This is a genomic window from Mycobacterium yunnanensis (assembly GCF_025823185.1).
In the GTDB taxonomy this organism is placed as follows: Bacteria; Actinomycetota; Actinomycetes; order Mycobacteriales; family Mycobacteriaceae; genus Mycobacterium; species Mycobacterium yunnanensis.
This window is the reverse complement of the sequence record NZ_JACKVK010000002.1, coordinates 1-23,863: the sequence shown is the minus strand read 5'-3', so window position 1 is coordinate 23,863 and position 23,863 is coordinate 1. Positions and strand designations below refer to the sequence as shown.

Genomic DNA, 23,863 nt, shown 5'->3' with positions numbered 1-23,863 from the left:
GGAAACCCGCGGTGGGCCAGACTTCGGTGGTGACCGGCACCCGCGACACCACCGCCTACGACGTCGAGGCGGTTCGCGCCAGCTTTCCCGCCCTCGACGGCGGCACCGCGTTCTTCGACGGGCCAGGGGGCTCGCAGACACCGGTCGCCGTGGCCGACGCCGTCCGCGACGCGATGCTCGCGCCGATGGCCAACCGCGGCCACGTGACGGCTGCGGCGCGCAACTCCGAGGCAATCGTCGTCGCGTGCCGGGCCGCGCTGGCCGATCTGCTCGGCGCGGACCCAGGCGAGGTGATCTTCGGGCGCAGCATGACCGCGCTGACCTTCGACCTGTCGCGCACCCTGTCGGCTGGGTGGCGCCCCGGTGACGAGATCGTCGTGACGCGACTCGACCACGACGCCAACGTGCGGCCGTGGGTGATCGTCGCCGAGGCGGCCGGCGCGACCGTGCGCTGGGCGGACTTCGACCCCGACACCTCCGAACTCGACGTGGCCGCCGTCGCGGCGCAGCTGACGGCTCGCACGCGGCTGGTCGCGGTGACCGCGGCGTCCAACCTGATCGGAACGATGCCCGACGTGCGAGCCATCGCCGAATTGGCCCACGAGGCAGGCGCATTGGTGTTCGTCGACGGGGTGCACTACACGGCGCACGGGATCGTCGACGTCGCCGAGCTGGGTGCCGACTTCTTCGCCTGCTCGCCATACAAGTTTCTAGGCCCGCACTGCGGTGTGGTGGTCGGCCGCCGTGACCTCCTCGAGGAGTTGCGTCCCGCCAAGCTGCTGCCGTCGACCGGCCAGGTGCCCGAACGCTTCGAACTCGGCACGCTGCCCTACGAAGTGATGGCGGGTGCGACCGCCGCGGTCGACTTCCTCGCGGGTCTGACGCCAGCGATCGGGTCACGCCGGGAGCGCCTCGTGACGAGCCTGGGAGCACTGGAAGCCCACGAGGAGCACCTCCGCCGTCGACTCGAGCTGGGGTTGGCGGATCTGACGGGTGTGACGGTGCACTCACGGGCGCTGCGACGAACGCCGACGCTGCTGCTGACCTTTGCCGCGCACGACGTCGCCGACGTCAGCGTCGCGCTGGCCGAGCATGGAATCAATGCACCGGCCGGGTCGTTCTACGCCTACGAGGCGTCCCGGCGGCTCGGGCTCGGTGACGCCGGCGGGCTGCGGATCGGCCTGGCGCCGTACACCACGGGTGACGAGGTCGACCGGCTGCTCCGGTCGCTCGCCGACGTGGTGTCGGCGAGCAATACATAGGACACAGTATGGAACGGGTGGGCGACGTGTTCACCTCGCCGAATCGCTCGCCGACTCGACTCGATCATCGTGAGTGAAAGCCCCACCTGCGCTGTGTTCTACGGCGATGCACCGGGTGAGGCGTTGCTCGACGGGTGGCCTGTAAGACCGGTGGAGGCAACCCGTATCCGTCGTCGGTTCGCGACTACATAGGCGGCATGATATATCTAGCGGGTGCCCGAGCAGCCCGACGACCGCAGCGCCAGTGACGGCGTCGGCGGCCTCCTCGACCAAGCCGTGGATCTCACCGCACGATTCCTGACCGACCGCACCGACATGAGCGCTTCGGCGTTGTTCGTCGTGAACCGGCTGTGCCGGGAGGGTCCGTTGCGCCTGACCACCCTGGCGGCCAAGGAAGGCATCAGCCAGCCGTCGATGACGCAGCTGATCACGAGGCTGGAACGGCAGGGCTTCGTGGCCCGGATAGCGTGTCCCGAGGACGGGCGGGTCACGCTCGTCGGCATCACCGAACTGGGGCAGGACGCCGTCGCCGTCCGCAGACGGTCGCGCCGCGAACGACTCGCCGAACTGCTGGAGACCCTCAGCGCCGAGGATCGCAACGCATTGCACCTTTCGGCTCGGGTCGCCCTGCCCATTCTCGTGCGACTCGCCGCCGAGGCGGATGCCTCATCTCACGACGATCAGCGGAAGGCGTTGTAGTGAAGAACAATCCGATCGGCCGTGGCCTCAAGGTGTTGTGGATTCCCCTCGTCCTGATCGTGGTGCTCGCCGTCTCCGGTCTCGTCGTGTACCGCCTGCACGGTCAGTTCGCCTCGCAGAACCTCAACGCCAATGCGGGCTCGGGCATCGAGATCGTGCAGTTCAACCCAAAGGTGATGGTCTACGACGTGTACGGAGCACCCGGCGATACGGCACTCATCAGCTACTTCGATCCGGACGCCAACGTCCACACGATCACGGCGTCACTGCCGTGGTCGGTCACCCTGTCGACCACGTTGCCGACCGTCAGCGCCAACCTGATGGCGCGGGCCGACGGAGATCAGATTGGATGCCGAGTCACCGTGAACGGAATCGTCCGTGAAGAGCAGGCCGCCAACGGAATCGAGGCTCAGACCTACTGCCTGGTGAAGTCGGCATGACCCACGCGACGCCGGACGCACCGGCCCAGACCCCGTCCGGAGACGGCAGCCGGCCCAAACGGCCCTACCTGCCACACGCCATCCGCCTGTTCTCCGTCCCGATCGTGCTGTTCTGGGTCGTGGTGGCCGTGCTGGTGAACGTGCTAGCCCCCCAGCTCGAGGTCGTCGGCGAATTGCACTCGGCGCCAATGGCTCCCGAGGACGCTCCGTCGATGACGTCGATGAAGTTGATGGGCGGCAACTTCAAGGAGTTCAACTCCAACAGCACCGTGATGGTCGTGATCGAGGGCCAGCAGCCGCTAGGCCCGGACGCGCACGACTACTACAACGCGATCATCAAGAAGCTGCAGACCGATCCCGAACACATCCAGCACATTCAGGACTTCTGGGGTGACACGCTCACCGCGGCAGGAGCGCAGAGCTCCGACGGCAAGGCGTCCTACGTGATGATCAACCTCGCCGGCGAGCAGGGCCAGACGCTGGCCAACGAGGGCGTCGACTTCGTCCGCAAGGTGATCGCCGAGACCAAGGCCCCGCCCGGCGTGCAGGCCTACGTCGCCGGACCCGCCGCCCTCACCGACGATCTGCACGTCATCGGCAACGCCAGCCTGGCCCAGATCACACTGATCACCCTGGCCGCGATCGCGCTCATGCTGTTGATCGTCTACCGGTCGATCCGCACCACGCTCGTTCAGCTGTTCCTGACCTTCCTCGGGCTCCTCACCGCGCGCGGTGTGGTCTCGGTGCTCGCCACCAACGGCGCCTTCGGCCTGACCACCTTCGCGGGCAACATCCTGACGATGCTGGCGATTGCCGCGGCCACCGACTACGGCATCTTCATCTTCGGGCGCTATCGAGAAGACCGGGCCATGGGATTGGACCGGGACGACTCCTATTACGCCACGTTCAAGTCCGTCGCCCCCGTCATCGTGGGCTCGGGCATGACGATCGCCGGCGCCACCTACTGCCTCAGCTTCTGCCGGCTGCCCTACTTCAGCACCATGGGCGCTCCCGTGGCGATCGGGATGATCGTCGTCGTCGTGATCGCCGTGACCCTGGGCCCGGCGGTGCTGTTCCTGGGCAGCAAGGTCGGCCTCTACGAGTCCAAGCGGCCCGCCCAGAGTCGCTTCTGGCGCAAGGTCGGCACGGCGGTGGTCCGTTGGCCCGCACCGATATTCGTCGTCAGCCTGTTCGTGGTGCTGATTGGCATCGTCGCCATTCCCGGCTACAAGCCTGCCTACAACGACCAGTACTACCTACCCAAGGATGCGCCGACCAACGTCGGGTTCGCCGCCGCCGACCGACATTTCTCCCAGGCTCGGATGAACCCCGACATCCTGATGGTCAACTCCGAGCACGACATGCGCAATCCCGCCGACATGCTGGTGCTCAACGCGGTGGCGCGCAACGTCATGCACACCGACGGCATCGCCATGGTGCAGAGCATCACCCGACCGTTGGGAATCCCGATCCAGCACAGCTCGATTCCGTTCCAGACGAGCGTCTCGGGTCAGACGAGCAACATGAACCTGCCGTTCCAACGTGCGCAGCTGGCCGACCAGTTGCGGACGATCGACTCGACCAACGCGTCGATCGCCATCCTGGAACAGCAGTACCAACTCTCGCTGCAGCAGACGCGGCTCACCCAGGACTCGGCGGACAAGTCCCGGGACCTGCTCGCCACGACCGAGAAACTGCGCGACAACATCGCCAACTTCGACGACACGTTCCGGCCGATGCGCGCCTACTTCTACTGGGAGCCGCACTGCTTCGACATCCCGCTGTGCTCTGCCATCCGCTCCCTGTTCGACTCACTGGACGGCATCGACGAGTTGACCGACCGGACCGGTGCGGTACAAGGGAATACCGACCAATTGGCCGCGTTGGCACCGAAGTTGACCGCGCTGCTGCCCCAGACGCTCGCGACGATGAAGCAAAGCCGTGATCTCGCATTGGCGTCGTACAACTCGCAGAAGGCGTTGCTGGACCAAATGGAGGCGTCCAACGACACCGCGCTCGCGATGGGAGCGGCGTTCGACAACGCCAAGAACGACGACCTCTTCTTCCTGCCGCCCGAGGCCTTCCAGAACCCGGACTTCAAGCGCGGCTTGGCGATGTTCCTCTCCCCGGACGGCAAGTCCGCCCGGATGTTCATCACCCACGAGGGCGACCCCGCCACCGTCGACGGCATCGCCAGGGTCGACTCCGAGCGCAAGGCCGCCCAGGATGCACTGAAGATGTCATCGCTGTCGGACGCCAAGATCTATCTCGGCGGCGTCGCGGCCACGTATCGGGACATGGCGGACGGGGCCAAGTACGACCTCATGATCGCAGTGGTGTCGGCGTTGACGCTGATCTTCATGATCATGATCATCCTGACCCGAAGTGCGGTGGCCGCGCTGGTCATCGTGACCACGGCGGCCAGCTCGATCGCCGCGTCGTTCGGCATCTCGGTTCTGTTGTGGCAGGACCTCTTCGGCAAGCCGATCCAGTGGCTGGTGATGCTGATGTCGGTGATCATCCTGCTGGCGGTCGGCTCGGACTACAACCTGCTGCTCGTGTCGCGGTTCAAGGACGAGATTCACGCGGGCCTCAAGACCGGCATCATCCGCTCGATGGCGGGCACCGGCGGCGTGGTGACCTCGGCCGGTCTGGTCTTCGCCGCCACCATGGCCGCGATGATGTTCAGCAAGCTGGTGGTGCTGGCCCAGATGGGCTCGACGATCGCGATCGGCTTGCTGGTGGACACGTTCATCGTGCGATCGCTGCTGATGCCGTCGATCGCCACGCTCCTGGGCCGGTGGTTCTGGTGGCCGCTGGTGGTCTACCCCCGGGGCGACAACCACTTTCGCAAGACGCCGCCGCCTGCGGCGAGCGACGACACCGACACCGCGCCGGTACCAGTGCCGAGTTAGGCGCCCGCAGCAGGCGGGGTGGCCGCCTCCACCACCGCGACCTCGCTGAGGCCGCTGATGGTGAGCACGCGGATCAAGAATGGGTGCACGATGAGGCGGAGGCGGTCGACCTCGTCGGCGTGGTCGAACAAGGCGTTGATGCCTGCGCTGTCGAGGTACTTGACCCCGCTCATGTCGACGGTGATGGGGTGCCGGGTGCCGGCGCTCGCTTCGGCGAGCGCCTCGGTGAACACGGCGATGTTGCTGAGGTCGATCTCGCCCTCGGCGACGACCCGCGGCGCCCCGTCGGCGTCGCGGTCGGTGTTCACGGTCAACGGTGTGGCCATCAGTTGATCCTCGCGTGCATGGAGACTGTCGTGCCGACATCCCCGGAGACGATGGAAAAGTCCTGCATCAGGCCTTGCATGAGGGCGATGCCCCGACCGCGGCTGATGTCGGCGACGGCCCGGGGCCGCTTCCAGGTACCGGTGTCGGACACCGTGATCTGCAGCGCGTCGACGACGGCGGTCGCCGTCAGCGAGACCACGCCCTCGGGGTGGTCGCGGTGCCCGTGTTCGACCGCATTCGACACGGCCTCGCCAGTGGCGATGAGGACGTCCTGCATCGTCTCCGTCCCGACACCCGCCTGGTCGAGCCAGCTGCGCAACGCATCTCGGACGGGTGCCAGCTGGGCGGCGTCGGCAGCGAAGGACAGCGTGAGCGGCCCCGGTCGCCGGTACAGCAGGAGAGCCACGTCGTCGGGATAGCCACCGCCGGGCTCCAATTCCGACATCAGATGATCGGCGACGTCGTCGAGACCGTCGCGGCGACCACCGCGGACCAGATCGGCGACGCGGACCATGCCGTCGTCGATGGACGCGCCGCGACGCTCCACCAGGCCGTCGGTGTAGAGCAGCAGCGTCGCCCTGGCCGGCATCGTCATGCGCACCTCGGGCCGGGTCCGGCCGAGCTGCACCGCCAGGGGCAACCCACGACCGCCCTCCAGCATGGTGGTGGTGCCGTCGGCCAGCACCAGAATGGGCGGCGGGTGCCCCGCACTGGAGAAGACGAGCTCACCGGTGACGAGTGTGAGCACCGCGGCGAAGGCCGTGGTGCAGCGCGCACCGGGCAGCCGCGCGGCGAAGCGGTCCATCCCGGCGAGCACGGCGCTCGGCGAGGACTGCTCGAGGAACAGTGCGCGACAAGCACTTCGCAGCTGACCCATGACGGTGGCAGCTCCGAGACCGTGGCCGACGCAGTCGCCGACGATGAGTGCGATCCGGCCGTCGTCGAGGTCGACGACGTCGTACCAGTCACCGCCGACCTGCAGAGGTTGGCTCGCGGGGTGGTAGCGCACGGTGAAGCCTGCCGGCAGGTTCACCGGCCCCAGCATGGCGTGTTGCAGCGCCACGGCGGTCTCGCGTTGCTCGTCGAGCTGGTAGGCGCGGTGCAATCCTTGGCCGAGCCGACCGGCCAGGACGGCGAGCAGGGTGTGGTCGCGGGGGCCGAAGGGCCGGCGTTCGGACAATTCGACCCAGACGACCAGCACGCCGTGCGGATGCTGCAGGGAGACACCGCCGGAGTTCGTCGCCTCGACCGAGGTGGTGAGCAGACCCGCGTCTCGCACGTCGGTGATGGACGCACGCTGACCGTCGGACAGATCGGCCCACTGCACCGATTCACCGACGCAGACGACGTCCGGCGGAGCCGTCTCGGGTGCGGCACTGGGGAAGACGACGGCCAGTACGCGCCGGGCCCGCCATACCGACTTCAGTTCCTCGATGGCTCCAATCAGGGCATCGTCGAGCGAATCCGATTGGGCCAGACGCTGGTTGAGCGCCGCCAGGGCGGATTGCCGCTGAACGGCGTAATGCTCGGACGTGACGTCGCGGAACGTGCCCACCATGACCCGCCGGGCCGTGTCGGGATCTTGGGCGTGGTTGAAGTTGACCGCCACCCACACGCGGTGACCGTCGCGGTGGGTGACCGGTACCGTGAAGGTGCCGTGCGTCTCGTCGAGCAAGCCCTGAAACGCCGTCTGCACCAACTGATGTGCCTCGGGATCGGTGTCGGCGTCCGGCCACCACGGGTGCATGGCGGGGTACGGCAATCCGGCGGGACCGTAGCCCAGCATGTCGACGAAGGCGGTGTTGATCTCGATGACCGCCCCGTGCTCGTCGCAGACGAAGAACGCTTCCTGTAGCGAATTCACCAGTGCCATGCGCCAGCGGGCGTGGTGGTTGCGCAACCTGGCAAGCTCGACGTTGGCCCGCACGCGGGCAAGCAACTCCGCCGCCGCGAACGGTTTGACGAGATAGTCGTCGGCACCGGCGTGCAGGCCCTCGATCGAGGCTTCCTGGCCCGCGCGGGCCGACAGCAGCAGGACGGGAAGTGCCGCCGTCTTCGGGTCTCGTCGCAGTGCAGCCAAGAGGGCGAGCCCGTCGAGCCGTGGCATCATCACGTCGCTGACGACGATGTCGGGAGCCTGCTCGCGGATTGCCTCCAGGGCCTCGACGCCGTCGCTGGTCTCCGTAACCGAATATCCGGACGTACGAAGCAGATTGGTGAGGTATTCGCGCATGTCGGCGTTGTCGTCGGCAACGAGCACCCGCACCGGGTCGTCGCCTCCACCCACGGGTGTGACGACCGCCGACGGCGCGTCGGACACGGGCGACGCCGGATCCGAGGGAAGCCACCGGAGGGCCTCCTGCACGTAGGGTTGCGCCACGGCGCCGGTGGTGCCGCTGGCTCCGGACGAGGAAAGTTCCTCTGGTGCAAGGTGTCCCGAGCCGAAGGGCAGCTGCACGGTGAAGGTGGTCCCCTCGCCCTCCCGGCTCTCGGCGGTGATGGTGCCACCCTGCAGCCCGACGAGTTCGCGCACCAAGGCCAGGCCGATGCCGCTGCCCTCCGTCGAGCGTGACTTCGCGGATTCGATGCGGTGGAAGCGTTCGAACAGCCGGGGCATCTCGGCTGCCGACACCCCGATGCCGGTGTCGGCGACGGTGACCACCGCCCCTGAATCCCCGCCGCGGACCCGGACCGTGATGGCGCCGGAGAACGTGAACTTCAGCGCATTGGACAGCAGATTCAGCACGACCTTTTCCCACATGTCGCGGTCCAGGTACACGGGCCGCTCGAGCGGCGGACAGTCGACCACGAAGCTCAGCTGAGCCCGGTCGACGGCGGAACGGAACACGCTGGCCAGCTCGGCGGTGACCGCCGACAGGTCGACGGGCTCGAATCTCGCCTGCATCCGCCCGGCCTGAATTCGGGAGAAGTCGAGCAGGGTGTTGACGAGCTTGGTGAGCCTCAACCCGTTGCGGTGGATCAGGTCCAGCTCGTCCCGGGCGGCCTGATCCAGCTCGTCGCCGCGGGCGCGCAAGTCGTCGACCGGTCCGAGGATCAACGTCAGCGGCGTCCGGAACTCGTGGCTGATGTTGGAGAAGAATGCGGTCTTGGCGCTGTCGAGCTCGGCGAGTTCCTCGGCACGCTGCTGCTGGGCCTGGTAACTGCGTGCGCTGCCGATGCCCGCGGCGACATGCCCGGCGACCAGTTCGACGAATCCGCGGTAGCCGTCGTCGAGCGGGCGATGGCGGTTCAGCGCGGCCACCATCAGTCCCACCGGGGCGCCACCCTGCTGAAGCAGCGGCACGACGAGGGCGTTGGCGGGCGGGTCGGCCCATGCCCCCGACGGCAGGCCGAGGGCCGGGCCGTCGAGATCCACCACCGCCGTCTCGCCGCGGGCGGCCTGCGCGGCCGGCCACACGTCGGGTCGGTCCGCCGCGAGCGTCTGCGGCACCGCCCGGTGGTCGGTCTCGATACCGCTGACCCCGGCCAGATGCGCCTCCCGAGCGCCTGGTTCGGTGTCGAACAGATAGGTCAGCGTGAAGGGCAGATCGTAGGGGTTGCCGGCTAGCTGGCGGGCGACGAAGTCCAGCATCTGACGCTCGGTGCGGACGACGCTTGGGTCCGAACCCAAATCGCGCAGCGTCGCCATCCGGCGCTCGGCGATCACCCGGTCGGTGTCCTCGCTGACGACGCACAGCATGCCGACGACACCACTGTCCTCGTCGCGCAGCGGGCTGTAGGAGAACGTGTGGTAGGTCTCCTCGGAGAACCCGGACCTCTCCAGGAAGAGCAGCAGCGCCTCGTCCCAGGTCGCCTCACCGGTGTCGAGGACCGACGCGATGCGCGGGCCGATGTCCGGCCAAATCTCCTCCCAGACTTCGCTGGCGGGCCTGCCGAGGGCCCACGGGTACTTGCTGCCGAGGGTGTCGCGACGGTAGGCGGCGTTGCAGAAGAACGTCAGATCCGGTCCCCAGGCCATCCACATCGGAAAGCGAGACGCCAGGAGGATGCTGACGGCGGTGCGCAGGCTCTGCGGCCAGTGCTCTGGCGGCCCTAGCGGCGTGGCCGCCCAGTCGACCACGGCCAGGTCGCGGCCGATCTCGTCGTCATCGCGGAAGACCACGAAAACGCCTCTCGCCAGCGGTCATTCGGCAGTCGCCCGGGTTTGGCGCCAGTCCATTGGCACGACGAAGTGGGTGGCCATCAAGGCCGCCGCCATGGGATAGTCCCGCATCGCGGCGGTCAGGATGTCGACGAGTTCGCCCATCATCGTCGGATCGGCGCCTCGCGTACCTAGCAGATCGTCTATCCACCAAGCGGTTTCGGGCAACACGCGGACATCGCCGGTCAACAGCGCCACCTCCACCGCATGCAGGGTCTGGTGCAGGACGTCGTCGGCGACGTCGATGACACTGTTGAGGCAGTCCGCGTCGGGTGTGGTCGCCGCGGCCACCAGCGTCCACCTTTCCCGCAGCACCCCGACGAGTCGGCGATGGTCGGACTCCAGAGCCGCCTGCTCGACGATGCGCTCACCGGACAGTGGCGGGGCCGGCTCCACGACTGCCGGCAGGCCGTCCATGGCCAGCACGGCGCCGTGCGCGTCGCCCGCCCACGCCGTGGCACCGAGAGCGATCGCGCGCACGTCATCCGCGCCAAAAGCGGGTCCGCCCACCAAGATCGGCGTCCCACTGGCGGTCGTGGCCTCGATGAAACGGCGGCAGGTCGGCAACGAGCCAAGCACCGAGCAGCTCACCGCGACCGCGTCCGGACCGAGATCGTGAAGGTACTGATTGAGGCGCATGGGATTGGTCGACGCGCCGAGCAGGGTGGTATCCCAGCCGTGGGCGCGCAGCGCGCACTCGATCATCATCGCGGGCAGCGCATGCCACTCCCGTTCGGCACACGCCACGAGGACCTTGCCGCGGGTCACGGGCACCTGCCCGACGTGAGCTGCGACGATCTTGGTCGCGGAGATGGCGACGGCGGTGGCCGCGTGCTCCTGCGCGACGGTGTACTCACCGAGCTGCCAGCGCCGCCCGACTTCCCGCTGCTTCGCGGCTACCACGTCGGTCAGCACCGACACCGGATCTCGACCGTCATCGAGCATGTCCAGCACCAGCGACTTGATCGTCTCGGTGTCTCCGCACGCCAAGGCGGCGTCGTACGCCTCCAACGGGACTCGATGCTCGTCTAGTCGCCGCATGTCACCGCGAGCAACGCGATGTCATCGTGTGGGCGACCGTCGAGGTATTCCAGGACGTCTCGTTCGATCGCCTCACAGAGCACCTCGGGGTCGGCGCCGGCGTAGCGGGGCAAGAGCGCCATCAGGCGATCCACGCCGTACATCCCGTCCGCACCCCTGGCCTCGTCGACTCCGTCGGTGAACATCAGGATGGTGTCACCGGACTGCAAGACGACGGTAGCCGGTTCGTACCGGACTCTGGCAATCATGCCCACTGCGGTCCCGCCGACTCCGACGGCCTCGACGTGGCCGTCGCGTCGCAGCACGATCGGTGCCGGGTGACCGGCGGCAGCGACGTCGAGGAGGAACCGTCCGTCTGCCTCGCGCCGCATCCGGGCGCACACCACCGTCACGAAGTCCTTGGTGCGCTCCTCGAAGAGCACCGTATTCAGCGCGTCGAGCACCACCTCGGGCCGGCGATCGAAATGGCATGCGGTGCGCAGGCTTTGGCGGGTGCGTCCGGTCAGCGCTGCGGCTTCGACTCCCTTGCCGGACACGTCGCCGACCGAGAGCAGCCAGTCGTCCCCCCGGCCGTAGACGTCGTAGAAGTCTCCGCCGATGTCGAGGTGCTCGGCGGCGGGACGGTAGCGGGCGGCCAGGCGCGCGCCGTCGACCTCGGGAAGGGAGGGCGGCCGCAGGCTGCTCTGCAGCACCGAGGCGATGCGACCCCGCTCCTCGTAGAGCCGGGCCGAGTCGAGCGCCATCGCCGCGCTGGTTGCCACACGTTCGGCGACGGCCACGTCCCCGGCGTCGAAACCACGCCCCTCGGAACGAATAATGACGAGCGCGCCGATCGTCGCACCCCGCGCCGTGAGGCTCACTGCCAGCAGATCCGCCGGGCGCATGGAGGCGGCCTCGGCGACGAGCCTGGGATGCGGAATCATGCCAGCCAGATCGGCCTCGGTGTCCTCGTCCATCATGACGTGGCGCAACACGGTGCCGCCGGTCCTGAGCACGCGACCGAGCTCGACGTCGGCGATGGCGGTCGCGGAGATCACGGTGTGGAAGCCTGCGTCGTCACCGCCGACGAGAGTCAGTGCCCCCGGGCGGTCGCCGGGCAAAACCACCATCCCCCAGTCGGCGAGCCGGGGGCGGATCATCGTCAACAGTCGGAGCGCGGTGCGGCGCAGGTTGAGAGAACCCGACAGTGCGCGCCCGACGTCATCGACGAGTCGTTCGTCGACGCGCAGATCGGGCCCGAGGCTGACGACATCTTGCGGCAACGGGTGCAGCGTCTTCGGCTCGATTGCCATGCCTGCACCTCCCAGCGCGTCGTCTCGACGTCTCAGCCGTCCGTCCCGGCGCGCCGCGAGACGGCGCGTGGGGCCCGTTTGGTCCACCTGGACCGAGCGAAGCGATGTGGACGGTGAGTGGCTGGGAGCTCAACCACCACTCAACCTACCGATTCGAACTGGCAAAGGCGAGCGGCGTCGCCTCGTGATCATGAATCTGACGAACCTGTAAGGGCTCCGTTCAACGGGTATGCCCCCCACATGACAGGCCCCGGCTCACATCGCCCACCCCGTCCGCGCGCCACCTCACCGGCACGGGAGCCCAATTGGATCGTTTCACGCGGCGTCGCGACGGTCGCGGTGACCGCGTCGTGAGGCGCGTCGACGGCGGTGACCTCTGGTGGAAGAACGCGGTGTTCTACTGCGCCGACATCGAGACGTTCTACGACTCCGACGGCGACGGGACCGGTGACATTCGCGGGATGTCCGACCGCGTCGACTACCTCTCCGACCTCGGCGTCACCTGTCTGTGGTTGATGCCGTTCTACCCAACCCGGCAGCGTGACGACGGCTATGACATCACCGACTTCTTCGGCGTCGACCCCCGACTCGGCGACCTCGGCGACTTCGTCGAACTGGTGCGCACGGCGCGGGCAGCGGGCATCCGGGTGATCGTCGACTTCGTCATGAACCACACCTCCGACGCACACCCGTGGTTCAAGTCCGCGCGCCGCAGCGTCGACGACCCCTATCGCGACTACTACGTGTGGAGTGCCGTCGAGCCGAAGTCGGACCCCAAGGACGTGGTGTTCCCCGACCAGGAGGACAGCATCTGGGAACTCGACCCCAAGACCAGCCAGTGGTACCTGCACCACTTCTACAAGCACCAGCCCGACCTCAACATCGCCAATCCCAAGGTGCAGGAGGAGATTTCGAAGAACTTGGGGTTCTGGCTCGAGCTAGGCGTCAACGGGTTCCGGATCGACGCCGTACCGTTCCTGTTCGCCAGGGACTCCGTACCCGGCGAGCCTGGCGCCTTCGACCCGTACGAGTATCTCGGCACCGTCCGCAACTTCGTGACCCGCCGCGTGGGGGACGCGGTTCTTCTCGGCGAGGTCAACGTGCCCTACAAGGACCAGAAGACGTTCTTCGGCGGCGCCGACGGCGACGGGCTCAACATGCAGTTCGACTTCATCGGAATGCAGAACCTCTACCTGTCCCTCGCCCGGGGTGACGCGCGCCCGCTGGCCAAGGCGATGCGCCAACGCCCCGACCTCGACATCACCAGTCAGTGGGCGAACTTCGTGCGCAATCACGACGAACTCACTCTCGACAAGCTCAGCGAGTCCGAGCGCCAGGAGGTCTTCGCCGCCTTCGGGCCGGACCCCGACATGCAGCTCTACGGCCGCGGGCTGCGGCGGCGGTTGCCGACCATGGTCGGCGGCGACGAGCGCCGCATGCGCATGGTGTACTCCCTGGCCTTCTCGACACCGGGCAGCCCCGTGCTGTTCTACGGCGAGGAGATCGGAATGGGCGAAAACCTCGACATTCCAGGGCGTTTGGCCGTCCGCAGCCCCATGCAATGGACGGGCGGCGTCAACGGAGGATTCTCGTCGGCGCGCGCCCGGCGCCTCACCAGAGCACTACCCGACGGGTTGTTCGGCCCCGACCGGGTCAACGTCGCCGCCCAACGCCGAGATCACGAATCGTTCTGGTGGTTCGTCAGGGATCTGATCTACACCTACCGCCAGCAGCCGCAGATCGGTTGGTCGACCGTGCAGGTGCTGAGACAACCCCACCGGTCGGTGCTGGCGCACGTGTGCCGCGAGGAGGAGTCGGGCTGGCAGATGTTGGCGCTGCACAACTTCGGCGCCGACGCTGTCATGGTGCCCGTCGAACTGCCGGACGCGCCCGCCGGTTCGATGCTGGTGAGCCTGCTCGACGGGCTCACCGAGCATCCCCTCGACGGGTCCGGTCGGACGGAACTCAGCCTGGAGCCCTACGGCTACCGGTGGCTGCGCCTGCTGCGGTCCGGTGACGACCCGATCATCTGACGGGCGTGGCGAGTCCGTCGACCAGCGCAGACACGCCGTCGGAGCCGACGGTCGCAGTGGGGCTGGCGGCAGCCACCAATTGGTACAGCGGAGTGCCCCAGGCGTGTGGCCCACTGGTGGTGGGTGCATAGGAGGTGTGGATCGCCAGCGCCGCCGGTGAGAGCTCGTCGGTGTCGGCATCGGGATCGGCGTCGCACACCGGGTCGCCGACGTCGCAGACGCTGATCGTGCGGGCACCCAGCTCCGGCGGAAGCTCCGAGGTCGGGGCCGACGCGAGGAACGAGTGCTCCTGAGCGACGCCCTTGCCAACGCTAGGGGTGGTGGCGTAGGCGGTCGAGCCCAGATTCACGGTGGTGTCGGCGGGCAGACGGTCACCGTCGGCGATGAGGAGGGCGGCCGCGACGTGCGGGTCCTCCGCAAGGTCGTGCAGGTTGCGGTGGATCACCATCGCGCCCTGCGAGTAACCGGCGAGCACGACCTTCGTCGTGGGGCAGCGTTCGGTGAACGCCTCGAACTGCTTGGCGGCCGCGTCGGTGCCCGCCTTGACGCTGTCCATGAACCCCATCCAGCCGCCGATGCCGCCGTTGAGCGGGACGGGTGCCGCCGGGTATTGGACGGCCTCGGCGGTGATCGTCTGCCCGCTGGCGGCCAGTTCGGACTGCAGCTGCTGGAACGACTGGTAGACCACCGGACCCATGCCTGCGTTCGCGGTCAGCCCCGCACCGTCGCGCTGCCCCGATCCGGCGGCACCGAGCCAGTGGAAGTCGCCGCATCCGGGTGCGGCGCTGGCCGTTCCCGTGGCGACCCCGGCCAGCGCGGTCCCTGCGACCAGAACGGCCAATGCGTAACGACGAAACATGACGACGACCCCTTCGACCCTGGCGGCAGCGGGTGTCGACCGGCTGCCGTATCAGGAGGTTGATCGCTCCCGCTGTGGGAAGGCGTTACACGAGACCGCTCCTCGTCCCGCGACCGCGGTGCGGGACAGTGCTTCGGTCTGGACCGAGTCGTCCTGTTGCCCGTCCGTCGTCGCGGCAGGCCGCTGCGGTCCGTCGGACCCCGTGAACTGAGCGTTTCGCCGACAGCGCGGCTGGGACAACCGCCTGTGAATCACCTTGACGAGACACCGTACTGGACGATAGAGTTCAGTTCACGTATCACCAGCGCTTTCTAGGTAGCAAAGATAGGATTTCGAGCATGAACAGTCGTCTCACCCGTCGCGTGGCCGCGGGCCTCGGCATTGCTGCCTTCGTCTCCATGGGAGCGCTGACCGCCTGCGGTGGCAGCGAGAAGCCCAGCCCCTCGAGCACCACCGAGACCACCACCACCGCGCCGTCGGCCACGCCGACCGAGAAGAGCATCAACCCCACCGGTGGCAACCTCTTCACCCCGCCCGTCAAGGCGCCGCCGGCCCCGACCGCCATCCCCGGCACCCACAACTGACCCGTCGACCCTGCGAACTGGATAGGACAACACATGTCTAGCCTCAGAACTCGCCGCGTCGCGGCCGGTCTCGGCATCGCCGCTCTGCTCTCCATGGGCGCGCTGACCGCCTGCGGTGGCAGCGAGAAGCCCAGCCCCTCGAGCACCACCGAGACCTCGACCACCGCGCCGTCGGCCACGCCGACCGAGAAGAGCATCAACCCCACCGGTGGCAACTCCTTCAGCCCGCCGGTCAAGGCGCCCCCGGCTCCGACCGGTGTCCCCGGCACCAACCACACCGGATAGTTCACCGAGTCCCTTCATCAGGACGAACGAGGCGGGCCAGTCGTCGACTGGCCCGCCTCCTTCGTGTGGACCCGATGGTCCGATCGCTCAGTCCTGCTCCGCACCCTCGGGCTGGAAGGTCCTGACGTAGGAGATCGCCGAATCCAGAGCGGTCTGCATGAGCCGCGGATCGTGGGCGGTCTGCGACAACAGGTAGCCGCCCTCGACCGCCGCGAGCAGACCCGTGGCGAGCATGGGCGCGTCGACGTCCGATCGCAGGGCGCCGTTGTCGCGCATTCGCTCCAACGCCGCCGCCAGAAGTCCCTGCCACTCGGCGAAGTGCGCCGCGAGCGATTCACGCGCCTTGTCGTCGCTGTCGGACAGTTCGGCCGCCAATGAGCCGAGTTCGCATCCCCACAACCCCCGCCGCAGCGCACAGCGCTGCACCATGGCGTCCCGCCAGTGAGTCAACCCTCGGAACGAGTCGACCTTCTCCAATCGGAGCCGTTGCCAGGACAGGATCTCGTCTGCTCGGACGCTGATGACGTCGTACACCAAATCGGTCTTGTCGTCGAAGTGTTGGTAGAACTGCGACTTGCTCGTCGCACTGGAAGCCAACACCTCGTCGATCGTGGTCGCCGCCACCCCCCGCACGTGCATCAGTTCCGCGGCCGCAGCCACGATGCGGTTGCGGGTGGCGGCACCGCGGGAGGTGAGCCGTGGCCGCGACACGTCGTTCGATGATGGCGGCATCGTCCAACTGTAGCCCCTCATTTGGACTGTGGAGTCCAACTGGGCCAACTAACGCGGCTCGGTCTCGACTACTGCTGCGCGGTACCCAGAGTGACCTGTTTGGATTCGCTGGAACCGGACGGATCCTGATAGGTCAGCGTCACCTGGTCGCCGGGCGCCTTCGACCGCACGGCGGCTACCAGGGCCTCGGCCCCGTCGATGACCCGACCGTCCACCTTGGTGACCACCGCGCCGTTGGGCACGCCCGCGGTCGCCGCTGGCCCACCGTCGACCACCTGGGAGATGGCGGCCCCTGGGGCGTTCGAATCGTTGCTCAACTGCACGCCGAGTGACGCATGGGTGGCGGTACCGGTGGACGCGAGTTCGGAGGCGATGCGCTTGGCCTGGTCGACCGGGATCGCGAAGCCGAGGCCGATCGAGCCGCTCTGCCCGCCTGCGGAGCTTTGACCGCCGCCCAGGGAGGCGATGGCCGAGTTCACGCCGATCAGATCGCCCTTCATGTTCACCAGGGCGCCACCCGAGTTCCCGGGGTTGATGGCCGCGTCGGTCTGAATGGCGTCGAGGACGGTCGGCGCTTTGTCCTGGCCCTCGCCGGCGGTCGACACGGGACGGTCCAGTGCGCTGATGATGCCGGTGGTGACGGTGCCCGACAGCCCAAGCGGCGACCCGACGGCGACGACGTTCTGGCCGACCTTCAGATCTGCCGACGATCCGAGGGTGATCGGGGTCAGACCCGAAAGACCCTGGGCGCGAACGACGGCGATGTCACTGGAGGGGTCGGCACCGACGACGCTGAACGGTGCCGTGCGTCCGTCGGACAGCGTGACGGTGGCCTTCATGGCGTCTGGGCCGGGGCCCTCCTGGGCGCTGGGGGTGACCTGGGCGCCCGGGCCGCTCGACGCGCCTGCCAGCGCCGCCACCACGTGGTTGTTCGTCAGGATGAGCCCGTTGGGATCGAGGACGACGCCGGAGCCCTCCTCACTCTGGCCACCCATGTCGATCTGGAGTTGAACGACGCTGGGCAGCACCTTTGCGGCCACCGCCTCGACCGAGCCGGTGGGCACGTCGGCCGACGGTTGGGCCGCCGGTGCCTGCTTGGGCGCGGTGGCCAGCGCGGTCGCGAGGCCACTCTCGGCGGAATCGTCGTGCCGGCTCGTCACCGCCACCGCACCGACGCCGGCGGAGACCACGGCGACCGCGGCCACTCCGGTGACCACCGCGCCGACGCGAGAGCGCTTGCGGTGCGACCTGATTGGGGCCATCGGCGCAGTGTCGGCGGCCGCCGACGGATGGCTGGCGTACCGCCAGTCGTAGGGCTGCTGATACCCGCCCTGCGGGGGATGATTCGAATAGGGCGCAACGCCAGGATGATTGGGGCCGGTGTAATTGGGGCCGGGGTGATTGGGGCCTGGGTGATTGGGGCCGGGGCGCCGTCCGGATGGTTGCATCGGATACTGGGGATGACTGGTCATGTATGAGCTTTCTCGTCGAGGTCGAGGATCGTTGACACCACGGTGCCGCCGACGGCTGAGACGCGACTGAGAGTCACATCGGGACAATCGAAGACTTTTGACGCGCTCGAACACCCCGTGTCGAGAATCCTGGTGCGGCTCCGTCCTAGGGGTGAGGCGGCCAGAATGGGCCGCACCACACCCGAGGAGTCGAGATGGCCAAGTATCTGTTGCTCAAGCACTACCGCAGTTCGAGCGTCCCCGGTGACCGACCGTTCGCGCCGATGAGCGAATGGACGCCCGAGGAAGTCGACGCCCATGTCAAGTACATGTACGACTTGCAGGACGAACTCCGCGAGACCGGCGAGTTCGTCGACGCGCAGGCGCTGTCGCCCGACGGCACCTTCGTCCGCTTCGACGGCCCGGGCCGCCCACCCGTGACCGACGGGCCGTTCCCCGAGACCAAGGATTTGATTGCCGGCTGGATGGTGATCGACGTCGACGACTACGAGCGGGCCCTGGAACTCGCCGGACGACTGTCCGCGGCGCCCGGCCGCCACGGCGAGCCCGTTCACGAATGGCTCGAGCTTCGGCCGTTCCTGTCCTCGCCACCCACGATCACCGAGTGACGCCGGGCCTCGACGAGTCGACGCTGCGGGAACTCGTACCCGCAGTCCTTGGCGTCCTCATTCGTCGCGGAGCAGACTTCGCGGCGGCCGAGGACGCCGTTCAGGAGGCGCTCCTCGTAGCACTGAACACGTGGCCGTCCGATCCGCCGCACGACCCCAACGCGTGGCTGATCACCGCGGCGTGGCGCAAGTTCCTGGACGCCGTGCGTGGCGACGTCGCACGCCGGGCCCGAGAGGAGCGGCTGCTCGCCGAGCCGGCAGCGGGTCCCACCCAACAGGCCGACGACACCCTGCGTCTGTACTTTCTGTGCGCGCACCCCTCGCTGTCCGCGAGTTCCGCAGTGGCACTGACCCTTCGGGCGGTGGGCGGACTAACCACACGTCAGATCGCGGCGGCCTACATGGTGCCGGAAACCACGATGGCCCAACGCATCAGCCGGGCCAAGCGCACCATCGCCCCCGGTTCTTCCCCCGTCGCTCCGCTCGCCCCCGGTTCTTCCCCCGTCGCTCCGCTCGCCCCCATCGCCCAGGTCCTCCTGGTGCTCTATCTCGTCTTCAACGAAGGCCACTCCGGCGACGTCGACCTCGCGGCCGAGGCCATCCGACTCACCCGGCAGCTGCACGTTCTGACCGACGACCCCGAGGTCGACGGTCTGCTCGCGCTGATGCTGCTGCACCACGCCCGCCGCGCGGCCCGCACCGGCGCCGACGGCGGCCTGATCCCGCTAGCCGACCAGGACCGCACCCGATGGCGCACGGATCTGATCACCGAGGGCGTCGAACTGCTGCAGGCTGCGCTGGCCCACGACGCACTCGGCCCTTATCAGGCGCAGGCCGCCATCGCTGCGCTGCACGCCGACGCTCACACCGTCGACGAGACCGACTGGGTACAGATCGTCGAGTGGTACGACGAACTGCTAAACCTGACCGACAGCCCCGTGGTTCGACTCAACCGCGCCGTCGCCGTCGGTCACGCCGACGGACCCCGCGCCGGATTGGCCGCACTCGCCGAGGTCGACGAGACGGTGCCGCGCCACACCGCGGCGAGTGCCTATCTGCACGAACGGGCCGGCGATCTGACGACGGCGGCGCAGCTCTACGTACGGGCAGCCGCACGCGCGCCGAATCTGGCGGAGCGCGACCACCTGACTCGGGAGGCGGCGAGGCTCAACCAGCGGTTGCACGAGCGTTGAGGCATCACTTCCAGGCGAACACCGGTTGCTCCAACTGGTCGACCGGGTCGTCACGGCCCTCGAGGCACAGCCACCGGAACTGCAGCAGGACAGCGCCGGTGGGAGCGTGGATCAGATCGTTGCCCAGCGGTATCTGAACCACCGGCCGCGGACTCTCCGGGATGTCGACGAAGCGCGGCGAATCGGGGCGCTGCAGCTGATGCAGCCCCACCCGGTAGACCGCGACCACCTCGTCCGGGGACGGACGCAGGTCACCCCGCCCGCCACCCCAGATGACCACCGGGGTGATGACGTAACCCGAGCGGGTTGGGTAGTCGTCGAGCAGACCCAGCACCGACGACGCCGGCAACGCGACGCCGACCTCCTCGTCGAGCTCGCGCAGGGCCGCGTCGACCACGGTCTCCCCCTCGTCGACGCGACCGCCGGGCAGGGCCCACTGGGCGGCGTGCGCGCGAAGCCGAGATGCCCTGCGGCACAGGAGGAACGCGGCACCACCGGACACGTCGACCATGCGCCCGTCGAGACCGGCACCCATCGGTCGGCCGTCGATCCAGTCGTCGACCGGTGCCGGGTCGACCCTGTCCTCACCCAGATCGGAGTCGACGAGCACCACTGCCACGGCCGCGTGCCGCTTCGACGCGTCGACGACCTCGCGGCGGGTGTGCCCGGCCAGATTGCCCAGCACCCGCTGGCGCAGCGCCTCGTCGTAGGTGATCGTCACCGCTCGACCATAGGTGTCGGTCGTCGGCCTCAGGCCGCGGGCACCGCTCAGAGGTATCCCGCTAGCCCCGGTAGTCGGCCACCTTCGCGGCGTACTCGTCGAGCAGGCGAAGCGTCTCGTCCTTCGGCACCGACGGCAGCATCAGCGCCACCTGGCCGAAGCCGATGTCGTCGACCGCTCGCCAGTAGTCCGGGTCGAGCGGGGTACCGAACATCGCCAGCGGGACGTCGTGACCAGAGCCGTCGCGCATCTGCTGTGCGCGCGAGGCCAGCACGTCGACGGGGAACGGGTTGGAGATCCAGCCCGCGCCGTGGCGGATCACCCGCTTGACGGTGGCATCGGAGTTTCCGCCGATGAAGATCGGGGGGTGCGGTTTCTGGACCGGCTTGGGCCGGCTGTAGGACGCGTCGAAGTCGACGAACTTGCCGTGATACTCGGCGGGTTCGTCGGTCCACAGTGCCTTGATGGCCTCGATCCGCTCGTCGAGCAACGCGCCTCGCGTCTTCGGGTCGGTGCCGTGGTCGCGGAGTTCCTCGATGTTCCAGCCCGCGCCGACGCCGAACACGAAGCGCCCGTTGGATATCAAGTCGATGCTGGCGGCTTCCTTGGCGGTGACGATGGGGTCGCGCTGAATCAGCAGGGCGATCCCGGTGAAAAGATCGATCCGCGACGTCACCGCCGCCGCGGCGGCCAGGGTGACGAAGGGGTCCAACGTCTTGTAGTACATGTCGGGCAGGTCGCCGCCGCCCGGGTACGCGGACTCGCGGCTGGCCGGGATGTGGGTGTGCTCGGCCACGACCAGGGCGTCGAAGCCGCGGTCCTCGATCGCCGTAGCCAGCGATACCGGGTCGATGCCGTCGTCTGTGACGAACGTGGCAATGCCGAATTTCATGTCGACCTCCTCTGTCGGTGTCGGGGGTGGGAACCCGCCCTCGAGACGTGCTATTCCCGCTGCTCCCTCGTCGAATCGCCCATTTAGGCGAACGTTAGATAGGGTCACTATCAGGTTGAGCCGGGATCGATGGCGCTTCGGGTGCGACAGCCAATCGCGAGAACACACCGTTCCGTCGGGAAGAAAACCCGCCGGAAAGAAGCTGGAGAGGTACGTGCCCACCCTCATTCCGTCCGTCCTCGGCGGAGTTCGCTGATGCGCCAAGGACCCCTCGCCGGCCGGTACCCCGCCGTCGCCGCCATGGTCATCCTCGCGTTGATCCCCTACCTGGCGCTGTCCGCGGCAATCGACCCACTGGTGCCGATCATCACCGCGCAACTCCACATGAGCGTGCAAACGATGAGCTTGAGTTCGGGGCTAGGGAACGCCGCCTACGCCGTGGGCACCGTGCTCGCGGTGCAGTTCGCCCAGCACCTCCCCCAGCGTCGGATGTTGCTGGCCTATGCGGTGGTGCTGGCCGTCGGCTCGGTGGTGGCCGCGTCGGCGGTGAACCCCGCCATGTTCATCGGCGGCCACGTGCTCCAGGGTCTGGCGACCAGCATGCTGCTGATTGCGGCCGCACCGCCCCTGACGATCGGCTTCCCAAAGGAGAAGCTGCGCAACACCGCCGTGATCATGAACATGTGCGTGTTTGGCGCGGTCGCGCTCGGCCCGTTCATCGGCGGTGCGCAAGCCGAATCCCAGGCGTGGCGGCCACTGTTCTGGATCATCGCCGGAATCGCCGTGCTCGCGCTGATCATGGCGGCCCTGACCTTCGAGGACGCACCACCCGCCGACCTCGACGCACCCCGCGACCTACCGGCCATCGGTCTGGCCGCGGTGGGGTGCGCGGCGGCCTTCGTCGGAGCCTCGCAGCTGACCACCCACGGTTTCGGTGACGCCGCGGTCACCTTGCCCATGTTCGGCGGCCTGGCCCTCATCGTGGTGCTGGTCGTCTATCAATTCCGTTCGCGCCGGCCACTTCTCACCGTCCGGACGATGCTGACGAGCTCGATCCCCGTGGCCGGCGTTGGCGTCGCGTTGTTCGCGGCCGCAGCCTCGGTCGCCGCGACGGCCCTGACGGCCAACGTCCTGCTGCAGACCTACAGTCCCGTTCACGTGGGTCTGCTGTACCTGCCCGAACTCGGTGGTGCGGTGGTCATGGCGGTGGTCTTCGGCATCGTCATTACCCGCCGCGCCATGCACTACCTGCCGCTGGTCGGCATGGTGCTGCTGGCGGCCGGCATCCTGGTCTTCCAGGTCGCCCTGCCCGCCAATCAGCCCCTCGTGCTGCTGGCCGCAGGGCTGACCGGCCTGGCGCTGGGCGCCACCGTCGCGCCGGCCCTGTTCGTCGCCGGGTTCTCGCTGCAGTCCAACAGCCTGCAGCGCGTGTTCGCGATCATCGAATTGTTCCGTGCGGTGGCGGCTTTCATGGTTGCGCCCATCCTTGCCCACTTCGCGACGACCGTGTCGATCGACCTGGCGATCGGAACGAGCTACGCCCTGTGGATCGGCTTCGGCCTCGCCGTCGGCGGCGCCGTCTTCGGAGTGGCGGTCTACGCGTTGAGCGGTGCCCGGCCGCAGAAGCCCAACCTCGACGAATTCCTCGACGGCGACGACCCGGCGTGGCATTCGCCACCGCTGCTCGCCCGCATTCGGCCCGGGGTGTCGGCGGCACCCGACGTCCCCTCTGCCGTCACGGCCCCCGCCGTGGGTGCGCCGGACGTCGACGTCGAGCCGACCGGCATGGTGCTCATCGCCTACGACGGAACCGATCTCGCCGACTTCGCGATCACCCAGGCAGCAGCCCGACTCGGCACCGGCTGCGAGGCCTTGGTGGTGTGCGTCTGGCAGCCGGTCGACGTCGGATTCAGCCCCACCGATGAGCAGCACTTCGACGCCGACCGGGCCACCGAGGTGCGCGGCGCCGCCGAGCGGACGGCAGCGCACGGCGCGGACGTGGCGCGTGAGGCGGGCTTCGTGGCGCGCAGCGTCGCGGTCGAGGCCGTGCCGACGTGGAAGGGCATCGTCGCCGCAGCCGACGACCACGACGCCAGCGTGATCGTGCTCGGACCGCATCGCCGCAGCGGCCTGCTCGGACATCTGCAGGGCAGCGTGGCGTCTGCCGTGGTTGCCCACACCGAGCGCCCGGTGTTGATCGTCCCGCAGTATCAGGACGTCAGCTAGGTGTGATGTCCAGGGAGGTTGTCCCGATTCGTATCGGTGAGCCTGTGTGACAGAGAAGGCCTCCGGTTGTGAAGTGGAGCTGTCTAGGAACCGCTTCATCAACCAGGAGGCCTTCGTGTC

At 68.1% G+C, this 23,863-nt stretch carries 19 protein-coding genes; 10 read left to right on the top strand and 9 right to left on the bottom strand.

Going from position 1 to position 23,863, the window contains the following annotated elements:
• The first annotated feature begins 29 nt into the window (after window positions 1-29).
• The 4 genes from H7K45_RS02940 to H7K45_RS02925 all read left to right on the top strand — a co-directional run bounded on the left by H7K45_RS02940 (window position 30) and on the right by H7K45_RS02925 (window position 5,316).
• Window positions 30-1,262: a cysteine desulfurase-like protein gene (locus tag H7K45_RS02940; RefSeq protein WP_263994275.1), complete on the top strand. Its 1,233-nt coding sequence runs from the start codon at window positions 30-32 to the stop codon at window positions 1,260-1,262.
• A 213-nt stretch (window positions 1,263-1,475) separates the two neighbouring features.
• Window positions 1,476-1,961 (top strand): MarR family transcriptional regulator, encoded by a 486-nt coding sequence (locus tag H7K45_RS02935; protein WP_263994274.1) that lies wholly within the window; start codon window positions 1,476-1,478, stop codon window positions 1,959-1,961.
• Window positions 1,961-2,401, top strand: a complete 441-nt coding sequence (locus H7K45_RS02930) for an MmpS family transport accessory protein (protein WP_263994273.1) — start codon at window positions 1,961-1,963, stop codon at window positions 2,399-2,401. Before H7K45_RS02935 ends, H7K45_RS02930 begins: the two co-directional genes overlap by 1 nt.
• Window positions 2,398-5,316 (top strand): MMPL/RND family transporter, encoded by a 2,919-nt coding sequence (locus H7K45_RS02925; RefSeq protein ID WP_263994272.1) that lies wholly within the window; start codon window positions 2,398-2,400, stop codon window positions 5,314-5,316. Before H7K45_RS02930 ends, H7K45_RS02925 begins: the two co-directional genes overlap by 4 nt.
• Here the strand turns inward: H7K45_RS02925 and H7K45_RS02920 are convergent.
• The 4 genes from H7K45_RS02920 to H7K45_RS02905 are packed head-to-tail and all read right to left on the bottom strand — an operon-like array spanning window position 5,313 to window position 12,138.
• Entirely contained in the window at window positions 5,313-5,642 is a 330-nt protein-coding gene (locus H7K45_RS02920) for an STAS domain-containing protein (RefSeq protein WP_263994271.1), read from the bottom strand. The two genes, H7K45_RS02925 and H7K45_RS02920, sit on opposite strands and share 4 nt — an antisense overlap.
• The gene (locus H7K45_RS02915; RefSeq protein ID WP_263994270.1) at window positions 5,642-9,766 is read right to left on the bottom strand and encodes a SpoIIE family protein phosphatase; all 4,125 of its coding nucleotides are present in this window, start codon (window positions 9,764-9,766) and stop codon (window positions 5,642-5,644) included. The genes H7K45_RS02920 and H7K45_RS02915 overlap by 1 nt, the downstream gene beginning before the upstream one ends.
• A 21-nt stretch (window positions 9,767-9,787) precedes the next feature.
• A complete protein-coding gene (locus H7K45_RS02910) occupies window positions 9,788-10,846 on the bottom strand; it encodes a cobalamin B12-binding domain-containing protein (protein ID WP_263994269.1) in 1,059 nt (352 codons plus the stop codon).
• Window positions 10,834-12,138 carry a PP2C family protein-serine/threonine phosphatase gene (locus H7K45_RS02905; RefSeq protein ID WP_263994268.1) on the bottom strand — a complete coding sequence of 435 codons (1,305 nt, stop codon included), beginning with the start codon at window positions 12,136-12,138 and terminating at the stop codon, window positions 10,834-10,836. Before H7K45_RS02905 ends, H7K45_RS02910 begins: the two co-directional genes overlap by 13 nt.
• A 350-nt stretch (window positions 12,139-12,488) precedes the next feature.
• Between H7K45_RS02905 and H7K45_RS02900 the strand changes: the two genes are divergently transcribed.
• Entirely contained in the window at window positions 12,489-14,171 is a 1,683-nt protein-coding gene (locus H7K45_RS02900; RefSeq protein ID WP_263994267.1) for an alpha-amylase family protein, read from the top strand.
• Here the strand turns inward: H7K45_RS02900 and H7K45_RS02895 are convergent.
• Window positions 14,164-15,030 carry a cutinase family protein gene (locus tag H7K45_RS02895; protein ID WP_263994266.1) on the bottom strand — a complete coding sequence of 289 codons (867 nt, stop codon included), beginning with the start codon at window positions 15,028-15,030 and terminating at the stop codon, window positions 14,164-14,166. The two genes, H7K45_RS02900 and H7K45_RS02895, sit on opposite strands and share 8 nt — an antisense overlap.
• 338 nt (window positions 15,031-15,368) lie before the next feature.
• On the opposite strand from H7K45_RS02895, the gene H7K45_RS02890 reads away from it, so the two are divergent.
• Both H7K45_RS02890 and H7K45_RS02885 read left to right on the top strand, forming a co-directional pair.
• Window positions 15,369-15,614 (top strand): hypothetical protein, encoded by a 246-nt coding sequence (locus H7K45_RS02890; RefSeq protein WP_263994265.1) that lies wholly within the window; start codon window positions 15,369-15,371, stop codon window positions 15,612-15,614.
• A 33-nt stretch (window positions 15,615-15,647) separates the two neighbouring features.
• A complete protein-coding gene (locus H7K45_RS02885) occupies window positions 15,648-15,899 on the top strand; it encodes a hypothetical protein (protein WP_263994264.1) in 252 nt (83 codons plus the stop codon).
• 87 nt (window positions 15,900-15,986) lie between these two features.
• Here the strand turns inward: H7K45_RS02885 and H7K45_RS02880 are convergent, their stop codons facing one another.
• Together H7K45_RS02880 and H7K45_RS02875 are read right to left on the bottom strand one after the other, a co-directional pair.
• Entirely contained in the window at window positions 15,987-16,631 is a 645-nt protein-coding gene (locus H7K45_RS02880; RefSeq protein WP_263994263.1) for a TetR/AcrR family transcriptional regulator, read from the bottom strand.
• Window positions 16,632-16,699: 68 nt separating this feature from the next.
• Window positions 16,700-18,103: a S1C family serine protease gene (locus tag H7K45_RS02875; RefSeq protein WP_263994262.1), complete on the bottom strand. Its 1,404-nt coding sequence runs from the start codon at window positions 18,101-18,103 to the stop codon at window positions 16,700-16,702.
• Between the two features lie 194 nt (window positions 18,104-18,297).
• Here H7K45_RS02875 and H7K45_RS02870 point away from each other — a divergent pair, with 194 nt between their 5' ends.
• Together H7K45_RS02870 and H7K45_RS02865 are read left to right on the top strand one after the other, a co-directional pair.
• A complete protein-coding gene (locus tag H7K45_RS02870) occupies window positions 18,298-18,711 on the top strand; it encodes a YciI family protein (protein WP_263994261.1) in 414 nt (137 codons plus the stop codon).
• Window positions 18,708-19,904, top strand: coding sequence for an RNA polymerase sigma factor (locus H7K45_RS02865; protein ID WP_263994260.1), 1,197 nt, complete (start codon window positions 18,708-18,710; stop codon window positions 19,902-19,904). The genes H7K45_RS02870 and H7K45_RS02865 overlap by 4 nt, the downstream gene beginning before the upstream one ends.
• Window positions 19,905-19,908: 4 nt before the next feature.
• Here H7K45_RS02865 and H7K45_RS02860 read toward each other — a convergent pair whose 3' ends face one another.
• Together H7K45_RS02860 and H7K45_RS02855 are read right to left on the bottom strand one after the other, a co-directional pair.
• A complete protein-coding gene (locus H7K45_RS02860) occupies window positions 19,909-20,625 on the bottom strand; it encodes an NUDIX hydrolase (RefSeq protein ID WP_263994259.1) in 717 nt (238 codons plus the stop codon).
• Between the two features lie 61 nt (window positions 20,626-20,686).
• Complete coding sequence (locus H7K45_RS02855; RefSeq protein ID WP_263994258.1) at window positions 20,687-21,517, bottom strand: LLM class F420-dependent oxidoreductase; 831 nt, start codon at window positions 21,515-21,517, stop codon at window positions 20,687-20,689.
• Window positions 21,518-21,772: 255 nt separating this feature from the next.
• Between H7K45_RS02855 and H7K45_RS02850 the strand changes: the two genes are divergently transcribed.
• Window positions 21,773-23,743: a universal stress protein gene (locus H7K45_RS02850; RefSeq protein ID WP_263994257.1), complete on the top strand. Its 1,971-nt coding sequence runs from the start codon at window positions 21,773-21,775 to the stop codon at window positions 23,741-23,743.
• Window positions 23,744-23,863 lie beyond the last annotated feature (120 nt).